The following is a 17,384-nucleotide window of genomic DNA, read 5'->3' on the forward strand; positions in this document are numbered from 1 at the left end:
TACCTTCAGTAAATTAAGTTTATAAAAATTCAAAGTTTAACAGTAGATATAGCAGTAGATAAAGGTATACTTCATAGAATTTTACTATGAATAAATTATGTATTTGATATAAGGAGTAAGGGCTTATGAACAGTATTACAACAACAAATTTAGCCATCGCTTATGAGGACAAACTCATAGTGGATGGTTTGAATATGAATATACCAAAAGGGAAGATAACTACCATAATTGGACCAAACGGTTGTGGAAAATCAACTGTACTTAAGACTATAGGCCGTATTTTAAAACCAAAAGAAGGATTAGTCTATTTAAATGGGGATGATATTAGAAATTTATCCACTAAGGAAGTAGCACAGAAGATGGCTATATTGCCTCAATCGCCTCAAGCACAAGGAGGACTTACTGTTGGTGAGCTTGTATCCTATGGTCGATTTCCACATAAGAAAGGATTTGGCAAATTGTCACCAGAGGATAAGAAAGTAATTCAATGGGCATTAGATATTACAAAGCTAACTGAACTTGAGGTTACAATGGTGGACAATCTTTCTGGTGGACAGCGTCAGAGAGTATGGATTGCAATGGCATTAGCTCAGCAGACTGATTTGATATTGCTAGATGAACCTACTACCTATTTAGATATGGCATATCAGTTAGAGGTATTAGAGCTTTTATACAATCTGAATAGGGAAGAAAGTTGTACAATTGTCATGGTACTCCATGATTTGAATTTAGCCGCACGTTTTGCCGACTACATGATAGCAATACGTAGTGGAAGTATTATAAGTCATGGAACTCCAGAAGAGATTATGACAAAAAAGGTTTTAAAGGATACTTTCAATATTGATGCGGAGATTGTGTGGGGTTCCAAAACAGGGCGTCCTACATGTATTTCCTATGAATTGATTAAATAATAGAAATAGTATTAAGAGGAGATGGTTATATGAAGAAAATTGCTATTTATGGGAAAGGGGGCATTGGAAAGTCTACTACAGTATCCAATGTATCTGCAGCTATGGCAAAAATGGGGTTAACAGTAATGCAGATTGGATGCGATCCTAAGGCGGACTCTACTCGAAATTTAACTGGCGGTAAAAATATTCCCACGGTATTGGATACTTTGAGAGAAAAGGGTGATATAGAGTTAAATGACCTTGTATTTAAAAGTAGTACTGGTGTCTTGTGTGTAGAATCAGGAGGACCAGTTCCAGGAGTGGGCTGTGCCGGCCGTGGAATAATCACTGCCTTTGAAAAACTGGAAGAATTAGATGCATATGAAATATATAAACCAGATGTTATCCTCTATGATGTATTGGGTGATGTGGTATGTGGTGGATTTGCTATGCCTATTAGAGGTGGATATGCCGATGAGGTGTGTATAGTTACATCCGGGGAAATGATGTCACTTTACGCAGCTACAAATATTGCACATGCTGTTAAAAGCTTTGGCAAGCGGGGATATGCATCCCTACGAGGATTGATACTAAACTCTAAAAAAATTGAAAATGAACAAGAGTTGGTTAGAAAAGTTGCAGAGGAAATTGAAACTCCAGTAATTCATTGTATGGCACGAGATCCTTATGTACAGAAGGCTGAAGCTTTAGGAAAAACTGTAGTTGAAGCCTTCCCTGAATGTGATATGTCAAAGCACTACGGTACTTTGGCAAAGATTCTATTAGAGGGAGGGAAGTGATAATGAAGAAATTAAAACATCTAAAACACTTATCTTCAGTTAAAACAAATGCCGGAGTAAAGTTTTTGACACCCGCAGCTTTTCCGGGAAATCATTGTCCCATGCATACTGCACTGGCACTTAGTGCAAGGGTTAAGGGGATGTCTACATTGGTTGTAGGAACACCAGAATGTGGAACCTATAGTCGTAATATTGTTTCGGGTATTAAAAGTGAGGAAGGGGAGCTACATTGGACATATATTTTGGATTCAAATGAGGTTGTATTTGGATGCCGCAGAGGATTAATTAAAACTATCAAAGAAATGGATAAGTCTGGTGCAAAAGCTATTATGATAATTTTAACTTGTGTTCCTGAGATAATTGGTGAAGATATAGAGGGCATTGTACATGAAATGCAGCCTCAGATTTCAGCACAACTTACATTTGTATTAATGGCACATTTTAAATGTAATAGTTATCCTTCAGGCTATTGGAAAACCTTAGTAGCATTTGGAAATCTAATGAAAAAAGGAAAAAGAAGCACTGATACAATCAATATTCTTGGTCGTAGTCCAAGAGAAAAGCATGTTCCTATGCCAGGATTATTAACAGCATTAGAAAAAAGAGGATTTTACCTTAGAATGCTTGCTCCAAAATCTGATGTTGAGGATTTTATTGTTTCACCGGATGCAGCTCTTAATATTGTACTTTCACCTTTCATGAATCCTTTAGCTGAAATGATGTGGGAAAAGTTTAAAGTTCCATTTATAAGTCTTCATGAAACTTATGATGTATTTGAAATTGATGGTCTTTATGAAGCTATAGAAAAGGCATTGAAAATCAGGTTTAACCATGAATTCGATGAATGGAGAGAAAAGGCTATTGCGCTGCAGAATCAGGCAAAAGATGTGTTTAAAGGGAAAAGTTATATTTCAACTCACATTGGTGCTATGATGCCTTTACCCCTTGCAGTATATCTAGCTAAATTTGAAATGGAGCCTATGCTTTTACATATGGATGAATTTTATCCTGATGATAGAAAGTGGGCAAAAGCTATTAAAGAGCAAGGGTATGATCCTATGATATGTCATATGGTAAATGATAATGCTGATATAGAGCTTTTGGAGGGTATTAAGGCAGATTTTTCTTTAGGAAAGCTTTTAAAGGATTCATCTTCAACTCCTTGTGTACCATATTTAGAGGATTTGTATGGACAAATAGGATATGAAAGAACAGTAGCTTTATTAAGTAGGATGTTAAAGGTTTATAGTAAAATAAATGTTAAAAAATAAGGAGGTAAAGTAAATGTCAAAAAATAAGGAGGTAAAGTTTTGGGAATTCATAAGTTTAAACCACCAATGTCAGGTAGAATGGGAGTATTATGGACTCTTGCTTCAATTCGTGATGCTGCTTTAATTGAATACGGATGCATGGGACATATGCAGTATGGGAGAATGTTTCTAAATCAAACTGGTATATCCAGAGGGTGCAAACTATATTCTACTCACATTGACGAAACAGACATTTCATTAGGAGATACTAGAAGACTCAATCGTACTATTGCTCAAATTGTAGAAAGAGATAAGCCTAAAATTATTTTTTTGTTGCCATCCTCAGTGCCAACAGTTATTGGAACAGACTTAGTGGCTATATGTGAAGAGCTACAACCGGAATACCCTAATACTTTTTTACTTCCATTTGGATGTGGAGGCTTTGATATAGATGGGCATCGTGGTGTAAAGGAAGCACTTTTACTTTTAGCAAAAACATTGCCAAAGGGTATAGAAAAAACAGAAGAGCCTACATTTAACATAATTGGATCTTGTGCTGATTTATTTCGTTTTCATGCTGATGCAGAAGAGATTATCCGCATAATGAAGGGTGCCTTTGGTATGGAGAAACTTTGCGTTATGACTTCTGATACATCTGTAGAGCAAATTGAGAATATGGGGGGTGCCCACATTAATTTAGTGATACGACAGGAAGGAGAGCCCGCTGCAAAACAATTGAAGAAGCAATTTGGAACCCCATATTTATTTGCTAGGCCTTATGGAATTGAAGGAACTTTAGAATGGATAGATAAGATAGCTAAGATCTCTGGATTAACTTTAGATAATAGTTTTATAAAATCAGAAAAAGAAAAAAGCATGATTCAAATTTCACCTGCAATTTCTGCTTTTCAACATGTAATACGAGAACATCCTGATGAAGCAAGAATTTCATTAGGAGGTCATAGAGATGTGGTAAAAGGTATTATTTCTTATGCAGAAGAAGAATTATCTTTAATTAGAGGAACCTGTTGGTGCAACTCGGAAGGTATGGCAAGTGAAGAAATTCCTTATTTTTCGGAAGATGAATGGGCACAGGCTATAGTATCTGAGGAAACAGGACTTCTAATGGCAAGCGGAGAAGCTTTGAAATGGGCAAAAAGAAATATAGATCTTCAAATATCTAATCCTGATATAAAATGGAGATTAAACCCTTATGAATCTCCATTTATTGGGTTTCGTGGATCTGTAAATTTAGTTAACTTATGGCTCAATGGCCTTTTAGAGCAAATAAATGATTAAATATATACTCTTAATATCTTATATTAGAAAAAGTTGTTGGATTTAAACCCAATGCTGAAATAATTATTTAATATTTAATTGAAATATTAGGACTTACTTTAAATAGTAAGTCCTTTTTATGTGTAATTGAGAAGTTGCATATAAAGGTAATAGATAATTGAATATTATTTTTTATTGATAATATTTATTAATATAGCAGATAAGTGTATAATTATGATATAGTATAATAATGAGATAAGTGTTATCAATTAGAATTAGAGGATAATTGTTACTTATATAGCATTAGAAGTGTATCTTATATTTTAAGGGAGGAGAGGATTTTTATGAAATCATTAAAAACTAGACTGATAACTATATTTACGGCGGTTATATTTGTGCTAACAGTAGTACTAGGGTTCATAGTAGTAAATAGAGTTGGTAAAAATCTAACAGATGATTATTATGATGATTTACAGAATTTGGTTGTAGAGAAGGCTAATTACATAAGATCTAAGATAGATAGTGAAATATTTTATATAGAAGCTATAGCTCAAGATGATAAGATAATTAATAAAGATATTTCTTGGGAAAAGAAGGCGGACTATTTTGAGAAAGAGGCTAAAAGAGCAGGGTATATGTACTATTCCTATGCAGATAAAAATGGAAACGCTACATTATTTAATAAAAAAAGAGATACTGTAAATGTTAAGGATAGAGATTACTACAAAAAGGCTATGTCAGGTAAGGGAGCTATATCTGATGTTATTATAAGTGCTGTAACAAAGAAGCCCACAATTATTGTGGCATCACCTATTATAAAAAATGGTCAAATTCAGGGAGTTTTTTATGGGGCAAAGGAAGCAACTTTTTTAAGTGATATTGTTAGTAAAATTAAATATGGGAAAACAGGTTTTGGTATTATTATAAATGATAAGGGCACCACAGTTGGACATGCTAATAAAAAACTTGTTTTAAGTCAAAGTAATACTGTAGAAATTGCCAAAAAGGATTCATCTTTTAAAAGTTTAGCAGATTTAATAGAGAATATAATTTCCGAAAAGAAGGTTGGTAAGGGAGAATATGAATATAAGGGAACAAAAAATGCAGCTGGTTTTTCTCCTATAGAAGGTACCAATTGGACTATGGTTTTTGGAGGAGAAATTTCTGAAGTATTAACTGATGTACATAGCATTAGAAATATTATTATAATATTATCTTTAATGACAATAGTCATTGGAGCACTAGTTACTTATTTTATTAGTGGAACAATAGCTAGTCCTATTATTGCTGTAACTAAAAGGATGAATGAACTGTCTAATTTGGATTTCACTATATATGGTAACGAAGATGCTATAAAATATCTTAATCGGGAAGATGAAATTGGTAGTATGGCAAGAGCCTTAAGAAAGATGCGAGATAACATTGCAGAGTTTATTACAAAGACCGATGAGTCAGCACAACAAATAGTAGCAACATCAGAGGAACTAACAGCTACATCACAGCAGTCAGCTACAGCCTCTGAAGAAGTAGCAAAGACTATAGAGGATATAGCAAAAGGAGCAGGTAATCAAGCACAGGATACAGAAAACTCTGCTTCAAGTGTAGAGGAAATGGGAAGTTTATTAGAACAAAATAAAGAATATGTAGAAGAGTTAAATAATGCAGCTAAAGATATAGGGGAGAGAAAAGAAGAAGGTTTTTCTATATTAAAAGAACTTATTGAAAAGACAAAAGAAAACAATGAGGCAGCTACAAATATATATGAGATTATATTAAGCAATAATGAAAGTGCAGAAAAAATAGATAGTGCTAGTTCAATGATCCAATCTATAGCAGATCAAACTAATTTGCTAGCTTTAAATGCGGCCATAGAAGCAGCTAGAGCAGGAGAGCATGGAAAGGGTTTTGCAGTAGTAGCAGATGAAATTAGAAAACTTGCAGAACAATCAAATAGTTTTACAGAAGAAATAAAAAAGGTTATAGGAGAATTAAAGATAAAATCCCAAAATGCAGTGGATAAGATGGAAAAAGTAAAGGAAATAAATCAGTATCAATCAGAAAGCGTAAAGGGAACAGAAGAAAAATTTGAAAAAATAGCATACTCTATAGATGTAACCAATAATGTGATAGAAAAGCTTAATAGGTCTGAAGAAAATATGAGCAAAAATAAAGAAAAACTTATGAATCTAATGCAAAATTTATCAGCTATAGCAGAAGAAAATGCAGCAGGAACAGAAGAAGCTTCAGCTTCCATAGAACAACAAGCAGCAAGTATAGAAGAAATAGCTAATTCCAGCGAAGGATTAGCCCGTATTGCAGAAGAATTGGATAGTTTAATTAAAAAGTTTAAAGTATAAAAATTAACTATTGGAAGGCAAGGATTATTCTTAATACCTGTAGTTATAATTTTGACCAAATTGTTAGCATTAGATGGAGTTATTTACACTCAGCCTGTGGCAGATATTATTTCTACATTAATAACAATTCCATTAGCTATTAAAGTTAAGAATGATTTAAAAAGTGCTTGAATATTGTGTTTTATTAGATGATATTGTTATAGAAAATATAGAATTAAATTTAGGATAATGAATAGTGAACCGTATCATAAATAAATGAGGTTTTTACTAAAATAAGATTATAGTAGTAAGGTATGCTTTGTTTAACCATTGAAATCCATGAAAAAGTAGTATCATAACATTATGGTAATATCTTTTGTTATATGAATAGATATTCGTTTATAAGAATGGTATAATAGGAAAAGAATATATAGAAGTATTTGTTTTATAATCTTAGGTGAATATGAAAAAATAGAGAGCGTAATTTAATTATTTATGTCTAAAATATTGACACAGATTCACTTATATATAAGAAATAATAAAGTTTAAGGAAGTATCTTAGAATGATAAAGAGAATTAAAAAGTTTAGGAATGTGGCAGTGTGAATTAAGTTAAGGGATATTTAAAAGATTAAATTTAGGAGGATAAAATGAATAATACATTTAATCATTGGACAGAAATAAAATATTTAAAGGATACAATAAAAAATCCCTTAATTGAAGTTGGAGAATACACTTATTATTCAGGATATTACGCAGGTGGAGATTTTGAAGATATATGTGTAAGATATATCTGGGGCGATGAAAAATCTAAAGAAATGTATAATCCTATAGAAGATTATGGGTGGACTTTAGATAGAATAAAAATAGGTAAATATTGTTGTATTGCTAGCGGAGTAGTATTTATGATGGGAGGAAATCACAATCATAATCCCAAATGGATAACTGTATATCCATTTAAAGATAAGTTAATAGATTCATATAAACCCAAAGGAGATACAATTATAGGTAATGACGTATGGATTGGTACAGAAGCAATGATTATGCCAGGAATTACAATTGGAGATGGTGCAATAATTGCATCTAGATCAGTAGTTACAAAAGATGTAGATCCTTATACTGTTGTAGGAGGAAATCCTGCAAAACATATAAAAGAAAGATTTGATAAAGATAAGATAGATATGTTACTTAAAATGAAATGGTGGGATTGGGAAGAAAATCATATTAAAAATAGCATGGATATATTGTCTAGTTCAGATATAAATAAATTGTATAAATACTATGAAATTAATATAATGTAATGTATATTTACTTTATTAAAGTGTGATGTAAGAATATAATTATAAAAACTATTACATTTTAAAAGACCAATAGCGAAAAAGTTATTAAATCAAGTATTAGCAAAACTTTATACTATTATAGCCTTAGCCATTGATATTACTTGGCTAAGGCTATTTTTATAAGTGAAAATACCCTGTCATAAGTAATGGCTGAGTTAAACTTTTAATAAATTAACTTATGGTTAAGTTAGTTAATTACAAATTAACTAGGGTTCAATTGTATAGGGCTATCTTACTTAATAAAATAGTAGTGTCAAAAGTTTTTGTTATTATTATCTAAATAGGGAGTATATATTAGAATGAAAATAAATGAAATTATCAAAGAAAAAAGAAGTTCTCAGGGTCTAACTCAAGAACAAGTTGCCAATTACCTTGGTGTATCAACACCAGCAGTGAATAAATGGGAAAAGGGTAGCTGTTATCCAGATATAACTATATTGCCAGCATTAGCAAGACTTTTAAGAGTTGATTTAAATACATTACTTTCTTTTAAGGAAGATTTATCAGAACAAGAAATAGGTAAATTTACAAATGAGTTAGTGGAAATAATAAGTACTAAAGCCTTCAAGATTGCTTTTGAAAAAGCTATGGATAAAATTCATGAGTATTCTACTTGTAATAAGTTAATTCTAACAGTTGCGACAGTATTACAAGGGAGCATATATATGTTTGGAATTGAAAAAAAGATTATTATGAAAATCAGATTGAAAAACTATATATTAAAGTTGCTGATTCTGATGATATAGAGGTGAAAAATCAGGCTATTTCGGTGCTGATTAATAAATATTTAGAGAAAGAAGACTATCAGAAAGCAGAAGAATGTATTAATAAATCGCCAAATATTACTTATGATAAGGAACAGTTACAAGGAAATCTTTATACTAAATCAGGTGAACTTACAAAAGCATCAGAACTTTTTGAGAAGAAGTTAATTTCTGCTACAACTGATATATTTACAGTTTTAATGTCTATGATGGAAATAGCATTAAAAGAAGAGCGTAATGAAGATGCTAAATATTTTGCACAGATTTTAGAAAAGACAACTAAATTATTTGATTTATGGGATTACAATGCTTATGTTGCGTATTTTCAGTTATATAGTGCACAAAGAGATGCAGATAATTTTATAATTGTCTTAAAAAAAATGTTAGATTCAATGAGTAAAAAGTGGGATACATCAAAATCTAAATCATATAAAAATATAAAAGTCAAAGAGAATGAAGATGGATTCAATCAATTGTTACTTTTTAATTTCATAAATATGCTAAAAGATGATAAGAATGATGAGTTAAGATTTTTGAAGGATAACAAGGAGTTTAATGAATTATTAAATAAAAACCTTAATTAATTATTAAAGGTAATAATGGATACAGAGAATACTTAGAAAAAGTGCTACTCTTTGAAGGATGGGGCACTTTTTTCTTTGATCTTAATTTCAATATCAAGACAAATAAACTTTATTGATATCTTTAAATAAAGAATAAAAAGATTATGTTTTAAAACTAATCTAACAATATAAACAACAACACAGCTTTTTATAATTAATTCTAGCATATCCAATACCACCCCCTAACTATGATGAAATATTCATCAATAGTCCAAGGGGGAGAAAACTTTCAAAGCCCCCGTAGCCATCCACTACGGAATTTCTAAATAATACTTTAGAATTATACCAAAATTATGTAGAAAATATAAATAAGAATAAAATGGAAAAATCTCATTTAGAATGGTTACGGAGAACCGTATCATAAGTAAATGAGGTCTTTACTAAATTTGGTTAATGAAGAGAAGTGGTGTATATAATTTATACAAGTTAAACTCACGATAGGGATTGTCGTGAGTTTTTTATACCTTAAATGAAATATTTTTCAATATATAGTATAATTTAAGCAATAAAATAAGCTTAGGAAGGATAAAAAAATGTTTAAGATAGGTGAATTTTCAGTACTTACATCTATAAGTATACATATGCTTAGAAACTACGATAAAATTGGATTATTAACACCTAAATATATAGATAAATCAACAGGATATCGATATTATGAAAGCGATCAATTGCCAATTGCAAATCAGATTGTGGCTCTAAAGATGATGGGATTTGGCTTAAAAGAAATAGCTGCATTACAACTAGAAGAAATGCAAATAGATAATTTGAAACAGATATTAAAAAATAAAATTGAAGACAAAGAACAAGAGGTAAAGGTAATTAGAAGACAGTTGGCTCAAATGGAAAGTGCACTGAAGGATTTAACTAGTGAGAAGGAACAGGCACTGTCTATAGTAATTAAAAGTATACCATATAGAAAAGTTGCTAGCTTTAGAATGAAAATTGAACAATTCCCAGATGAAGGAATTCTATGGAAAGCACTTGGAGATCAATGTGAAAAGTTAAGTGTTCAATTTTCAGATTCAAATTATTCTATTGCTATTCAACATGAAATAAATTTTGAGGAAAACTACATTGATGTTGAAGTTCAAAGATTAGTTGAAAATATTTATGAAAGTACAGATAAGGTGAAATTTTATAGTATACCATCTTGTGAGGTAGCTTCATTGGTATATCAAGGTGGTTACAGCAAACTTAAAGATATAAATATTTATTTGGCTAAATGGATAACGCAAAATGGACTTGAAATTTGTGGACCTGCATTTAATATTTATTATGTTTCTCCAGAGCACGAAGTAAATGAAGAAAAATTTATTACAGAAGTATGTTTTCCCATAAAAAAAAGATAGGGTATTGACTCTAGTATAATACGAAGGTATATGCTTTTTCTATAGAAACTAAATTTTTATAGAAGGAGTGATAAAAATATGCCTAAGAAGGTAATTGAACTAAGACATAAAGTTTGTGATTATACTTGTATGTGGAATGGTATTGAAGATTTATATCAAACAAGATTAGGTGAAGATATACCAGATTATTTTTTCTTTTGTTTAAGTGGAATAGGAGAATTTATATACTTAAAGTTTAGTAATGGAAATATGCGAAGAATGGCTTCATGGAATGATGGAAGAACTAAAAAAATGTATGCGTCAATTAATGATATTGTAGGATTTAAATATAAGCATATAGAAGGTAGAAAATTTGATTATATAATAAAAAGAGCAAAGAAACAGATTGATAATGAAAGGCCTGTTGTTCTTGGATGTTTAGATATGTATTATTTAAGTTATTATCCAAAGTTTTATTATAAAGAACATATACCAATTCATTATATACTAATGGTAGGATATGATGATGAAGAGCAGTGTGCATATATATACGATTGCGGAATTGAAGAAATACAAAAAATTAAATATGAAACTCTTAAAAAGGCTCTTAATATTGAAAAGACCTCTCTATCTGATAAAAATTCAATGTGTCTCATAGAGTTTGATGATGAAATTAAGAGTATTAGAGAAATTGCTATAAAAGGATTTTATGAAAAAGCAAACCAAATGCTTAATCCTAAGGTGGGATTCTGCGGAATTCCTGGTATGCGAAAGCTTAGCAAAGAAATTCTTAATTGGAAAGAGGAATTAACCGTTCTAGAATATGAAACAGCTCTTAGAAACATTGTTATGTGTACAGGTACTGTTCCGATTATTCCTAATAGATTGCTTATGATAGAGGAAAAGGATGAAATAGAACACCAAGCAGCTCGAAAAGAGTATGGAGCATTATTAATAGAATTAGCAGAAAAATATGGTTTTCAGGAGTGGAAAGAAGCTGGCAACCTTTTTAGTAAGAGTGGTATTATTATTCAAGAGATGACGGATTTAATAGTAAAATACTTGCTTAAAGAAAGTAAAGAACTTAATGGATTACCCAATATGATTAATCAGATAGCAGATCTTGAAGAAAAAGCATATCAGAATATTTTGGAGGGAATAAAGTATGAAGCATGAATGGAGAAAGCATGAAAAAGAACTATATGCACCTAAAGAAATGCCACAGTTAATATGTGTTCCAAAGCAAAAGTTTTTTATGATTAAAGGAAAAGGTAATCCTAATGATGAAGATTTTTCAGATAGAATAGGCGTTTTATATTCTCTATCATATGCTGTTAGAATGATGCCTAAAAGTGGATTTGTACCAGATGGATATTTTGAATACACTGTATATCCACTTGAAGGAATTTGGGAGGAATGTGATATAAGTGATAAGTCTACATTTTCCTATACAATCATGATGAGACAACCAGATTTTATTACAGAAGAGGTTGCAGAGAAGGCCTTTGAAATAGCAAATGTAAACAACCCAAATCCACTTCTAAAAGAAGCTTATTATGGTGAAATTGAAGAAGGACTTTCAGTACAAGTTCTTCATATAGGTGATTATGATGATGAACCAAAAAGCTTTGAAAAGATAATAAAATTTATGAATGAAAATAATTTAGAAAGAAGAGGGAAAACCCATAGAGAAATATATTTGTCAGATGCAAGAAAAGTAGAACGTAGTAAATTAAAAACAATATTGCGATACAAGGTTAAGAACATTATATAAATGCAATTTTAATAAATGAAAAAGAGTAAAGAAAAATAGCAAACTTTATTTTAAAGATTTGCTACTTTTCTTTATTAATTTATATAACTTAAATCAAATCATTTAAGCCATTGACTGTAGTTTGTTCATTCTCATCAATAGGAATAACTATGCATTTTTGACCATCAATTATTTGAGCTTTGATTTTAGGTATTTTTTCAGGCTTTACTTGAAGTATAACATCATAGTCAGGAGTAAGGTCATTATCCTCTGGATTGGCATCCGGAGATTCTTCTAGATTATCATCTAAGGAATCATCTTCAAAAGCATCATCTAAATCATCCGTTAAATTATCATCTAAAGGTACATTGTCCTTATCGTCTTTTTTAGAATCCTCAGATTCCTTATCAATAGCGGCCTCTTTCTTTACTTCTTCAAGTCTATGTTGTAGAATTTCCACTTGCTTTTCAAGCTGTTCTTCCTTTTTCTTTTGAGCATTTGCCTTAAGTACTTTTGAGTCAATTAAATGTTCTGCTAAAGGCAGGTCCTCACCAAAGTTTTCTACATAAGATTTTTCAATTTTATAAGTAGCTTCTTCAGGAACCCCACTTTCTAGTAAAAGATTTTGTATGTCCTTTTGTTTTAAGGTTATAGGTTCATCATCTTTATCATCATATATTGAATTGTACTCATCTATCATAGTATTTAGATTTTCTTGTATTTCCATAAAAGTTTTTTCAGCTTTTTTTTCATCGGTGCTAATAGAATCTTTAATAATTGTTTGAAAGGTTTCTTTTTGGATAGTGGCAGTTTGTTTTGAGAAGCAACCTAAAGTCTCTTCCATTAATTCAGGATGTGGATCCTTTGCATTTTTAGTGTAGTACATAACAGAATTAACATCTGAAGTACGATCAATAAAAGCAGGGAACACAAAGCCAAGGGTTGGAGTATTCACCACCCAATCTCTAATACGTGCCTTTATTTTCTTTTCTTCTTCAAAGTATCTAAGTCCAGGATCTGAAAGTGAAACAGGACATATTGCACATAGTATATACTCATATATTTCTTCAGATTCATCTACTTTAGAATTATCAGTAGTTTTAGTAATAACATCATAAGCATCATGAAAAACTAGGATTAAAAAATTACCAGTATAATCATAACTATCTATTATAGATTTATAAAAATCTTCAAGTAGAGCATCGTCTTTTAATTGGCTTTTTTTAAGCTTAACAAGAGAAAGTTGTTTTTCATTTTCAAGATTTTCATTAAGTGGAAAGTTAAGTTCTAAAATATTATTTCCAATGGTTCCAGATAGTACTTTCTTAGCAATTTCTAAGTACTTAAAATACTCATCCTCATCTAAATTTAAAAAGGATTCTCTAAAATTTAAAATAATATTTTTTTCACCATTAACATAGCAACCACATATTTTAGTGAAGGTGCAATGATCTTTTTTAAAACGTTTTTTTAACTCAAGTATATCTTTTTTTCTCATATATAAACTCCCCAATCTAGTCTTTTATATTTGTAGGTATTAATTAATATATTATAGTATTTTTTTTGTATTAATTAAAGATTTTATTAGTTAAATTTAAAGCAGATAATATGCAATATCATGGTAATTATACAAAACTATCTGAAAAGGTGAAAATGACAACTATATTTATATCAGATAGCTAAAATCAAATTTGGGATGAAGAAAAATATATTAAGGAAGTGAATTGACTATAATTTTCCATGTAAAAGATTTACAAACAAACAAGAAAAGGTTATTATAATATAAAGGAAGGTTTTGGAATTAAAATAAACCTTATAACTTGGTTTTACACTAAATAATTTTCATAATTTTATTAAAACATATATATAAATATTTATGGGTAAATAATTTTAATTGGGGGTAAAACACATGGAAAATTTAAAAGTTACGCCTTTAAGAGGGGTGTATGAAGAGTATGGCGGAAAAATTGTAGATTTTGCAGGATATGAACTTCCAACACAATTTAAAGGTTTTTTACATGAGCATCATACAGTAAGAGAAAAAGCAGGTCTTTTTGATGTTTCTCATATGGGAGAAGCGATGGTAACAGGAAAAGATGCTGGAAAATTCATTCAATACTTAATGACTAATGACATAAATGTTCTTAAGGATAATGAGGTTTTGTACACATTTATGTGCAATGAAGATGGTGGAGTGATAGATGATTTATTGGTTTATAAATTTGCAGAGGATGAGTTTTTCTTAGTTATTAATGCAAGTAATAAGGATAAAGATGTTAAGTGGATAATGGATCATAAAGGGGATTTTAATGTTGAAATTGTTGATGAATCAGATAATATTGCTCAACTTGCATTACAAGGACCCTTGGCAGAGGAAATACTTCAAAAAATAGTAGATATAGATTTACAAGAAATAAAATTTTTTAAATTTAAAAGAGATGTTTTGGTTGATGGGAAAAAATGCTTAGTATCACGAACTGGTTATACTGGAGAAGATGGTTTTGAAATTTATTGTAAACCAGAGGATGCAAAGGGACTATGGCACGCTATATTAAATGCAGGAAAAGAAGAAGGAGCAGAACCAATAGGATTAGGTGCTAGGGATACTTTAAGATTTGAAGCTAGTCTTCTTTTATATGGAAATGAAATGGATGAAACAGTTACCCCATTAGAAGTAGGTATGGGATTCTTTGTAAAATTAAAAGTTCAGGAAGATTTTATAGGAAAAGATGCTTTAATAAAACAAAAAGAAGAAGGTGTAACTAGAAAATTAGTAGGATTTGAACTTTTAGATAAGGGTATTCCAAGGCATGGTTATGAGGTTATTAAAGATGGAAAAGTTATTGGTCATGTTACAACTGGATATAAATCTCCTACATTAAACAAAGCAATTGGATTAGCTTTAGTAGAAGAACAATATTCTAAAATAGGAACAGAGTTTAACATAAAAGTTAGAAAAAAAGAATTAAAAGCTGTTGTTATAGATAAGAGATTCTATACTAAAAAAACAAAATCTAAGTAATATGTACAATAAAAAATTAAATGTAAACCTGTAGAGCATGTCTTAATATATATAAATTCACACTAATATTTAGTTTTTATGTTAAAAGTTATCGTTAATAAAGAGTTTTTTCACTTCAAGAGAAGTTTTTACTTCTGCTAAGTATAAAAATGGTTATCTGAGGACATAACCACTTTTTACTACCGCTTTAAAATAAGATGGGAGTATTGGAGTGGATAGCAATGAAATAAATATATAATGATTGAAAAAATGGGGGTTAGTAGAATGAAGGTTTTAAATAATTTACTTTACACTGGTGATCATGAATGGGTAAGGGTAGAAGATAACAAAGCATATATAGGAATCAGCGATTGTGCACAACGTATGTTAAGTGATATAGTTTTTGTTGAATTGCCAGAGGTTGATGATGAAATAGCAAAGGGTGAAACTTTTTCAACTATAGAATCTGTTAAAGCAGCATCAGACAGTTACATGCCTGTTAGTGGAACAATTGTAGAAATTAATGAAGAACTAGAAGATAATCCAGCAGCATTAAACGAAGACCCATATGGAAGCTGGATTGCTGTAGTAGAAATGTCAGATAAAAGTGAATTAGAAGAATTAATAAAACCAGAAGTTTATGAGAAAATATGTGAAGAGTTAGACAAGGAGGCATAATTATGTTTCCATATATTCCAAACACAGAAAAAGAAACAAAAGAAATTTTAGATTTTCTTTCAATAAAATCTGTAGATGAATTATTTAGTGATATACCAGATAATCTGAAGTTAAATAGGGAATTAAAACTAGAGAGTTCTTTATCAGAACTAGAGGTTGAAAAAAGATTAAAAGCTTTAGCTTTAAAAAATAAATCTATGGAAGACATGACATGTTTCTTAGGGGCTGGAATTTATGATCATTATATACCTTCTGTAATTAAACATATAACAGGAAGATCAGAATTTTATACAGCATATACACCTTATCAACCAGAGGTAAGTCAAGGAACACTCCAAGCTATATTTGAATATCAAAGTATGATTTGCGCTTTAACAGGCATGGAAGTTTCAAACTCTTCTATGTATGATGGAGCAACAGCAACAGCTGAAGCAGCTATACTTTCTATTGTTAGTACTAAAAGAAATACTATTATAGTTTCTAAATCAGTAAATCCTGATACAAGAAAAGTGCTTAAAACTTACTTAAAGTATAGGGGTTACAATATGATAGAAGTTGATTTAGAAGAGGGTACTACAGATGTAGATAAAGTTATTAATAGCTTAGATAAAAATGTAGCGGCGGTTATAATTCAAAGTCCAAACTTCTTTGGCTTAGTTGAAGATGCCCAAAATATGGTAGATGCTATTCATAAAAATAAGTCACTATTAATAATGAATGTAGATCCAATATCATTAGGTATATTAAAAAGTCCAGGAGAATTAGGTGCAGATATTGTTGTTGGTGATGGGCAATGTTTAGGTGCTAACATGAGTTATGGTGGCCCAGGTTTTGGATTTATGAACACTACAAAAAAACTTATGAGAAAAATGCCAGGTAGGATAGTTGGTGAAACTGAAGATGTTGAAGGAAAACGAGGGTTTGTCTTAACACTTCAAGCTAGAGAACAACATATAAGAAGAGAAAAAGCAACTTCTAATATTTGTTCAGACCAAACAGCAGTAGCTATAGGTGCAGCTGTTTATATGGCTACTTTAGGAAAAGAGGGAATAAAGGAAGTAGCAAAACAATCTGCAGCTAAATCACACTATGCATATAATGAGTTAATTAAATCTGGAAAATATAAGCCTGTATTTAATAAACCATTCTTTAAGGAGTTTGCAGTAAAAGGAGAGACTTCACCTTGTGAAATTAATGATAAATTATTAGAAAATAATATTTTAGGTGGATATGATTTAGGAAAAGTTTACTCAGAATATGAAAATTCTATGCTACTTTGTGTTACAGAAAAAAGAACAAGGGAAGATATAGATAATTTAGTAAAAGTGATGGGGGCGATATAAG

16 protein-coding genes are annotated in these 17,384 nt (G+C 30.6%); 14 read left to right on the plus strand and 2 right to left on the minus strand.

Annotated elements, in window-relative coordinates; all coding sequences use genetic code 11:
- Positions 1-125: 125 nt before the first annotated feature.
- The 8 genes from ACYUDJ_RS08610 to ACYUDJ_RS08645 all read left to right on the plus strand — a co-directional run bounded on the left by ACYUDJ_RS08610 (position 126) and on the right by ACYUDJ_RS08645 (position 9,241).
- Positions 126-911 carry an ABC transporter ATP-binding protein gene (locus ACYUDJ_RS08610; protein ID WP_003488769.1) on the plus strand — a complete coding sequence of 262 codons (786 nt, stop codon included), beginning with the start codon at positions 126-128 and terminating at the stop codon, positions 909-911.
- A gap of 29 nt (positions 912-940) precedes the next feature.
- On the plus strand, positions 941-1,690 hold the full coding sequence (locus tag ACYUDJ_RS08615) for a nucleotide-binding protein (RefSeq protein ID WP_003488770.1): 750 nt from the start codon (positions 941-943) through the stop codon (positions 1,688-1,690).
- A 2-nt stretch (positions 1,691-1,692) separates the two neighbouring features.
- The gene (locus ACYUDJ_RS08620; protein WP_003488771.1) at positions 1,693-2,961 is read left to right on the plus strand and encodes a nitrogenase component 1; all 1,269 of its coding nucleotides are present in this window, start codon (positions 1,693-1,695) and stop codon (positions 2,959-2,961) included.
- Positions 2,962-3,000: 39 nt separating this feature from the next.
- Positions 3,001-4,239: a nitrogenase component 1 gene (locus ACYUDJ_RS08625; RefSeq protein WP_042386222.1), complete on the plus strand. Its 1,239-nt coding sequence runs from the start codon at positions 3,001-3,003 to the stop codon at positions 4,237-4,239.
- A gap of 323 nt (positions 4,240-4,562) precedes the next feature.
- The gene (locus ACYUDJ_RS08630; protein ID WP_043031489.1) at positions 4,563-6,575 is read left to right on the plus strand and encodes a methyl-accepting chemotaxis protein; all 2,013 of its coding nucleotides are present in this window, start codon (positions 4,563-4,565) and stop codon (positions 6,573-6,575) included.
- A 628-nt stretch (positions 6,576-7,203) separates the two neighbouring features.
- The gene (locus tag ACYUDJ_RS08635) at positions 7,204-7,854 is read left to right on the plus strand and encodes a CatB-related O-acetyltransferase (RefSeq protein WP_003488774.1); all 651 of its coding nucleotides are present in this window, start codon (positions 7,204-7,206) and stop codon (positions 7,852-7,854) included.
- A 338-nt stretch (positions 7,855-8,192) separates the two neighbouring features.
- Positions 8,193-8,639, plus strand: a complete 447-nt coding sequence (locus ACYUDJ_RS08640; RefSeq protein ID WP_242850910.1) for a helix-turn-helix domain-containing protein — start codon at positions 8,193-8,195, stop codon at positions 8,637-8,639.
- 2 nt (positions 8,640-8,641) lie between these two features.
- On the plus strand, positions 8,642-9,241 hold the full coding sequence (locus tag ACYUDJ_RS08645) for a tetratricopeptide repeat protein (protein ID WP_265202418.1): 600 nt from the start codon (positions 8,642-8,644) through the stop codon (positions 9,239-9,241).
- Between the two features lie 44 nt (positions 9,242-9,285).
- Here ACYUDJ_RS08645 and ACYUDJ_RS08650 read toward each other — a convergent pair whose 3' ends face one another.
- Entirely contained in the window at positions 9,286-9,447 is a 162-nt protein-coding gene (locus ACYUDJ_RS08650; protein WP_080333587.1) for a hypothetical protein, read from the minus strand.
- 366 nt (positions 9,448-9,813) lie between these two features.
- Between ACYUDJ_RS08650 and ACYUDJ_RS08655 the strand changes: the two genes are divergently transcribed.
- The 3 genes from ACYUDJ_RS08655 (at position 9,814) to ACYUDJ_RS08665 (ending at position 12,382) form a co-directional block, all read left to right on the plus strand.
- Positions 9,814-10,629 carry a MerR family transcriptional regulator gene (locus tag ACYUDJ_RS08655; RefSeq protein WP_003488777.1) on the plus strand — a complete coding sequence of 272 codons (816 nt, stop codon included), beginning with the start codon at positions 9,814-9,816 and terminating at the stop codon, positions 10,627-10,629.
- Between the two features lie 78 nt (positions 10,630-10,707).
- Entirely contained in the window at positions 10,708-11,784 is a 1,077-nt protein-coding gene (locus ACYUDJ_RS08660; RefSeq protein WP_043031491.1) for a BtrH N-terminal domain-containing protein, read from the plus strand.
- A complete protein-coding gene (locus ACYUDJ_RS08665) occupies positions 11,774-12,382 on the plus strand; it encodes a GyrI-like domain-containing protein (RefSeq protein WP_043031493.1) in 609 nt (202 codons plus the stop codon). Before ACYUDJ_RS08660 ends, ACYUDJ_RS08665 begins: the two co-directional genes overlap by 11 nt.
- 88 nt (positions 12,383-12,470) lie before the next feature.
- Here ACYUDJ_RS08665 and ACYUDJ_RS08670 read toward each other — a convergent pair whose 3' ends face one another.
- A complete protein-coding gene (locus tag ACYUDJ_RS08670; RefSeq protein WP_043031496.1) occupies positions 12,471-13,859 on the minus strand; it encodes a DUF4317 domain-containing protein in 1,389 nt (462 codons plus the stop codon).
- A 411-nt stretch (positions 13,860-14,270) separates the two neighbouring features.
- On the opposite strand from ACYUDJ_RS08670, the gene gcvT reads away from it, so the two are divergent.
- From gcvT to gcvPA, 3 genes are all read left to right on the plus strand, one after another.
- Entirely contained in the window at positions 14,271-15,383 is a 1,113-nt protein-coding gene (gene gcvT, locus ACYUDJ_RS08675) for a glycine cleavage system aminomethyltransferase GcvT (RefSeq protein ID WP_003488785.1), read from the plus strand.
- 264 nt (positions 15,384-15,647) lie between these two features.
- Positions 15,648-16,040: a glycine cleavage system protein GcvH gene (gcvH, locus tag ACYUDJ_RS08680; protein ID WP_043031499.1), complete on the plus strand. Its 393-nt coding sequence runs from the start codon at positions 15,648-15,650 to the stop codon at positions 16,038-16,040.
- A 2-nt stretch (positions 16,041-16,042) separates the two neighbouring features.
- Complete coding sequence (gcvPA, locus tag ACYUDJ_RS08685; RefSeq protein ID WP_003488790.1) at positions 16,043-17,383, plus strand: aminomethyl-transferring glycine dehydrogenase subunit GcvPA; 1,341 nt, start codon at positions 16,043-16,045, stop codon at positions 17,381-17,383.
- Position 17,384: the final 1 nt, after the last annotated feature.

The organism is Clostridium sp. CTA-6, assembly GCF_054768115.1.

Bases quoted from the DNA above. Each gene is read 5' to 3' on its own strand.
- ACYUDJ_RS08610 (WP_003488769.1), top strand. From the start codon at position 126: ATGAACAGTATTACAACAACAAATTTAGCCATCGCTTATGAGGACAAA.
- ACYUDJ_RS08615 (WP_003488770.1), top strand. From the start codon at position 941: ATGAAGAAAATTGCTATTTATGGGAAAGGGGGCATTGGAAAGTCTACT.
- ACYUDJ_RS08620 (WP_003488771.1), top strand. From the start codon at position 1,693: ATGAAGAAATTAAAACATCTAAAACACTTATCTTCAGTTAAAACAAAT.
- ACYUDJ_RS08630 (WP_043031489.1), top strand. From the start codon at position 4,563: ATGAAATCATTAAAAACTAGACTGATAACTATATTTACGGCGGTTATA.
- ACYUDJ_RS08635 (WP_003488774.1), top strand. From the start codon at position 7,204: ATGAATAATACATTTAATCATTGGACAGAAATAAAATATTTAAAGGAT.
- ACYUDJ_RS08640 (WP_242850910.1), top strand. From the start codon at position 8,193: ATGAAAATAAATGAAATTATCAAAGAAAAAAGAAGTTCTCAGGGTCTA.
- ACYUDJ_RS08650 (WP_080333587.1), bottom strand. From the start codon at position 9,447: ATGCTAGAATTAATTATAAAAAGCTGTGTTGTTGTTTATATTGTTAGA.
- ACYUDJ_RS08655 (WP_003488777.1), top strand. From the start codon at position 9,814: ATGTTTAAGATAGGTGAATTTTCAGTACTTACATCTATAAGTATACAT.
- ACYUDJ_RS08660 (WP_043031491.1), top strand. From the start codon at position 10,708: ATGCCTAAGAAGGTAATTGAACTAAGACATAAAGTTTGTGATTATACT.
- ACYUDJ_RS08665 (WP_043031493.1), top strand. From the start codon at position 11,774: ATGAAGCATGAATGGAGAAAGCATGAAAAAGAACTATATGCACCTAAA.
- ACYUDJ_RS08670 (WP_043031496.1), bottom strand. From the start codon at position 13,859: ATGAGAAAAAAAGATATACTTGAGTTAAAAAAACGTTTTAAAAAAGAT.
- gcvT (WP_003488785.1), top strand. From the start codon at position 14,271: ATGGAAAATTTAAAAGTTACGCCTTTAAGAGGGGTGTATGAAGAGTAT.
- gcvH (WP_043031499.1), top strand. From the start codon at position 15,648: ATGAAGGTTTTAAATAATTTACTTTACACTGGTGATCATGAATGGGTA.
- gcvPA (WP_003488790.1), top strand. From the start codon at position 16,043: ATGTTTCCATATATTCCAAACACAGAAAAAGAAACAAAAGAAATTTTA.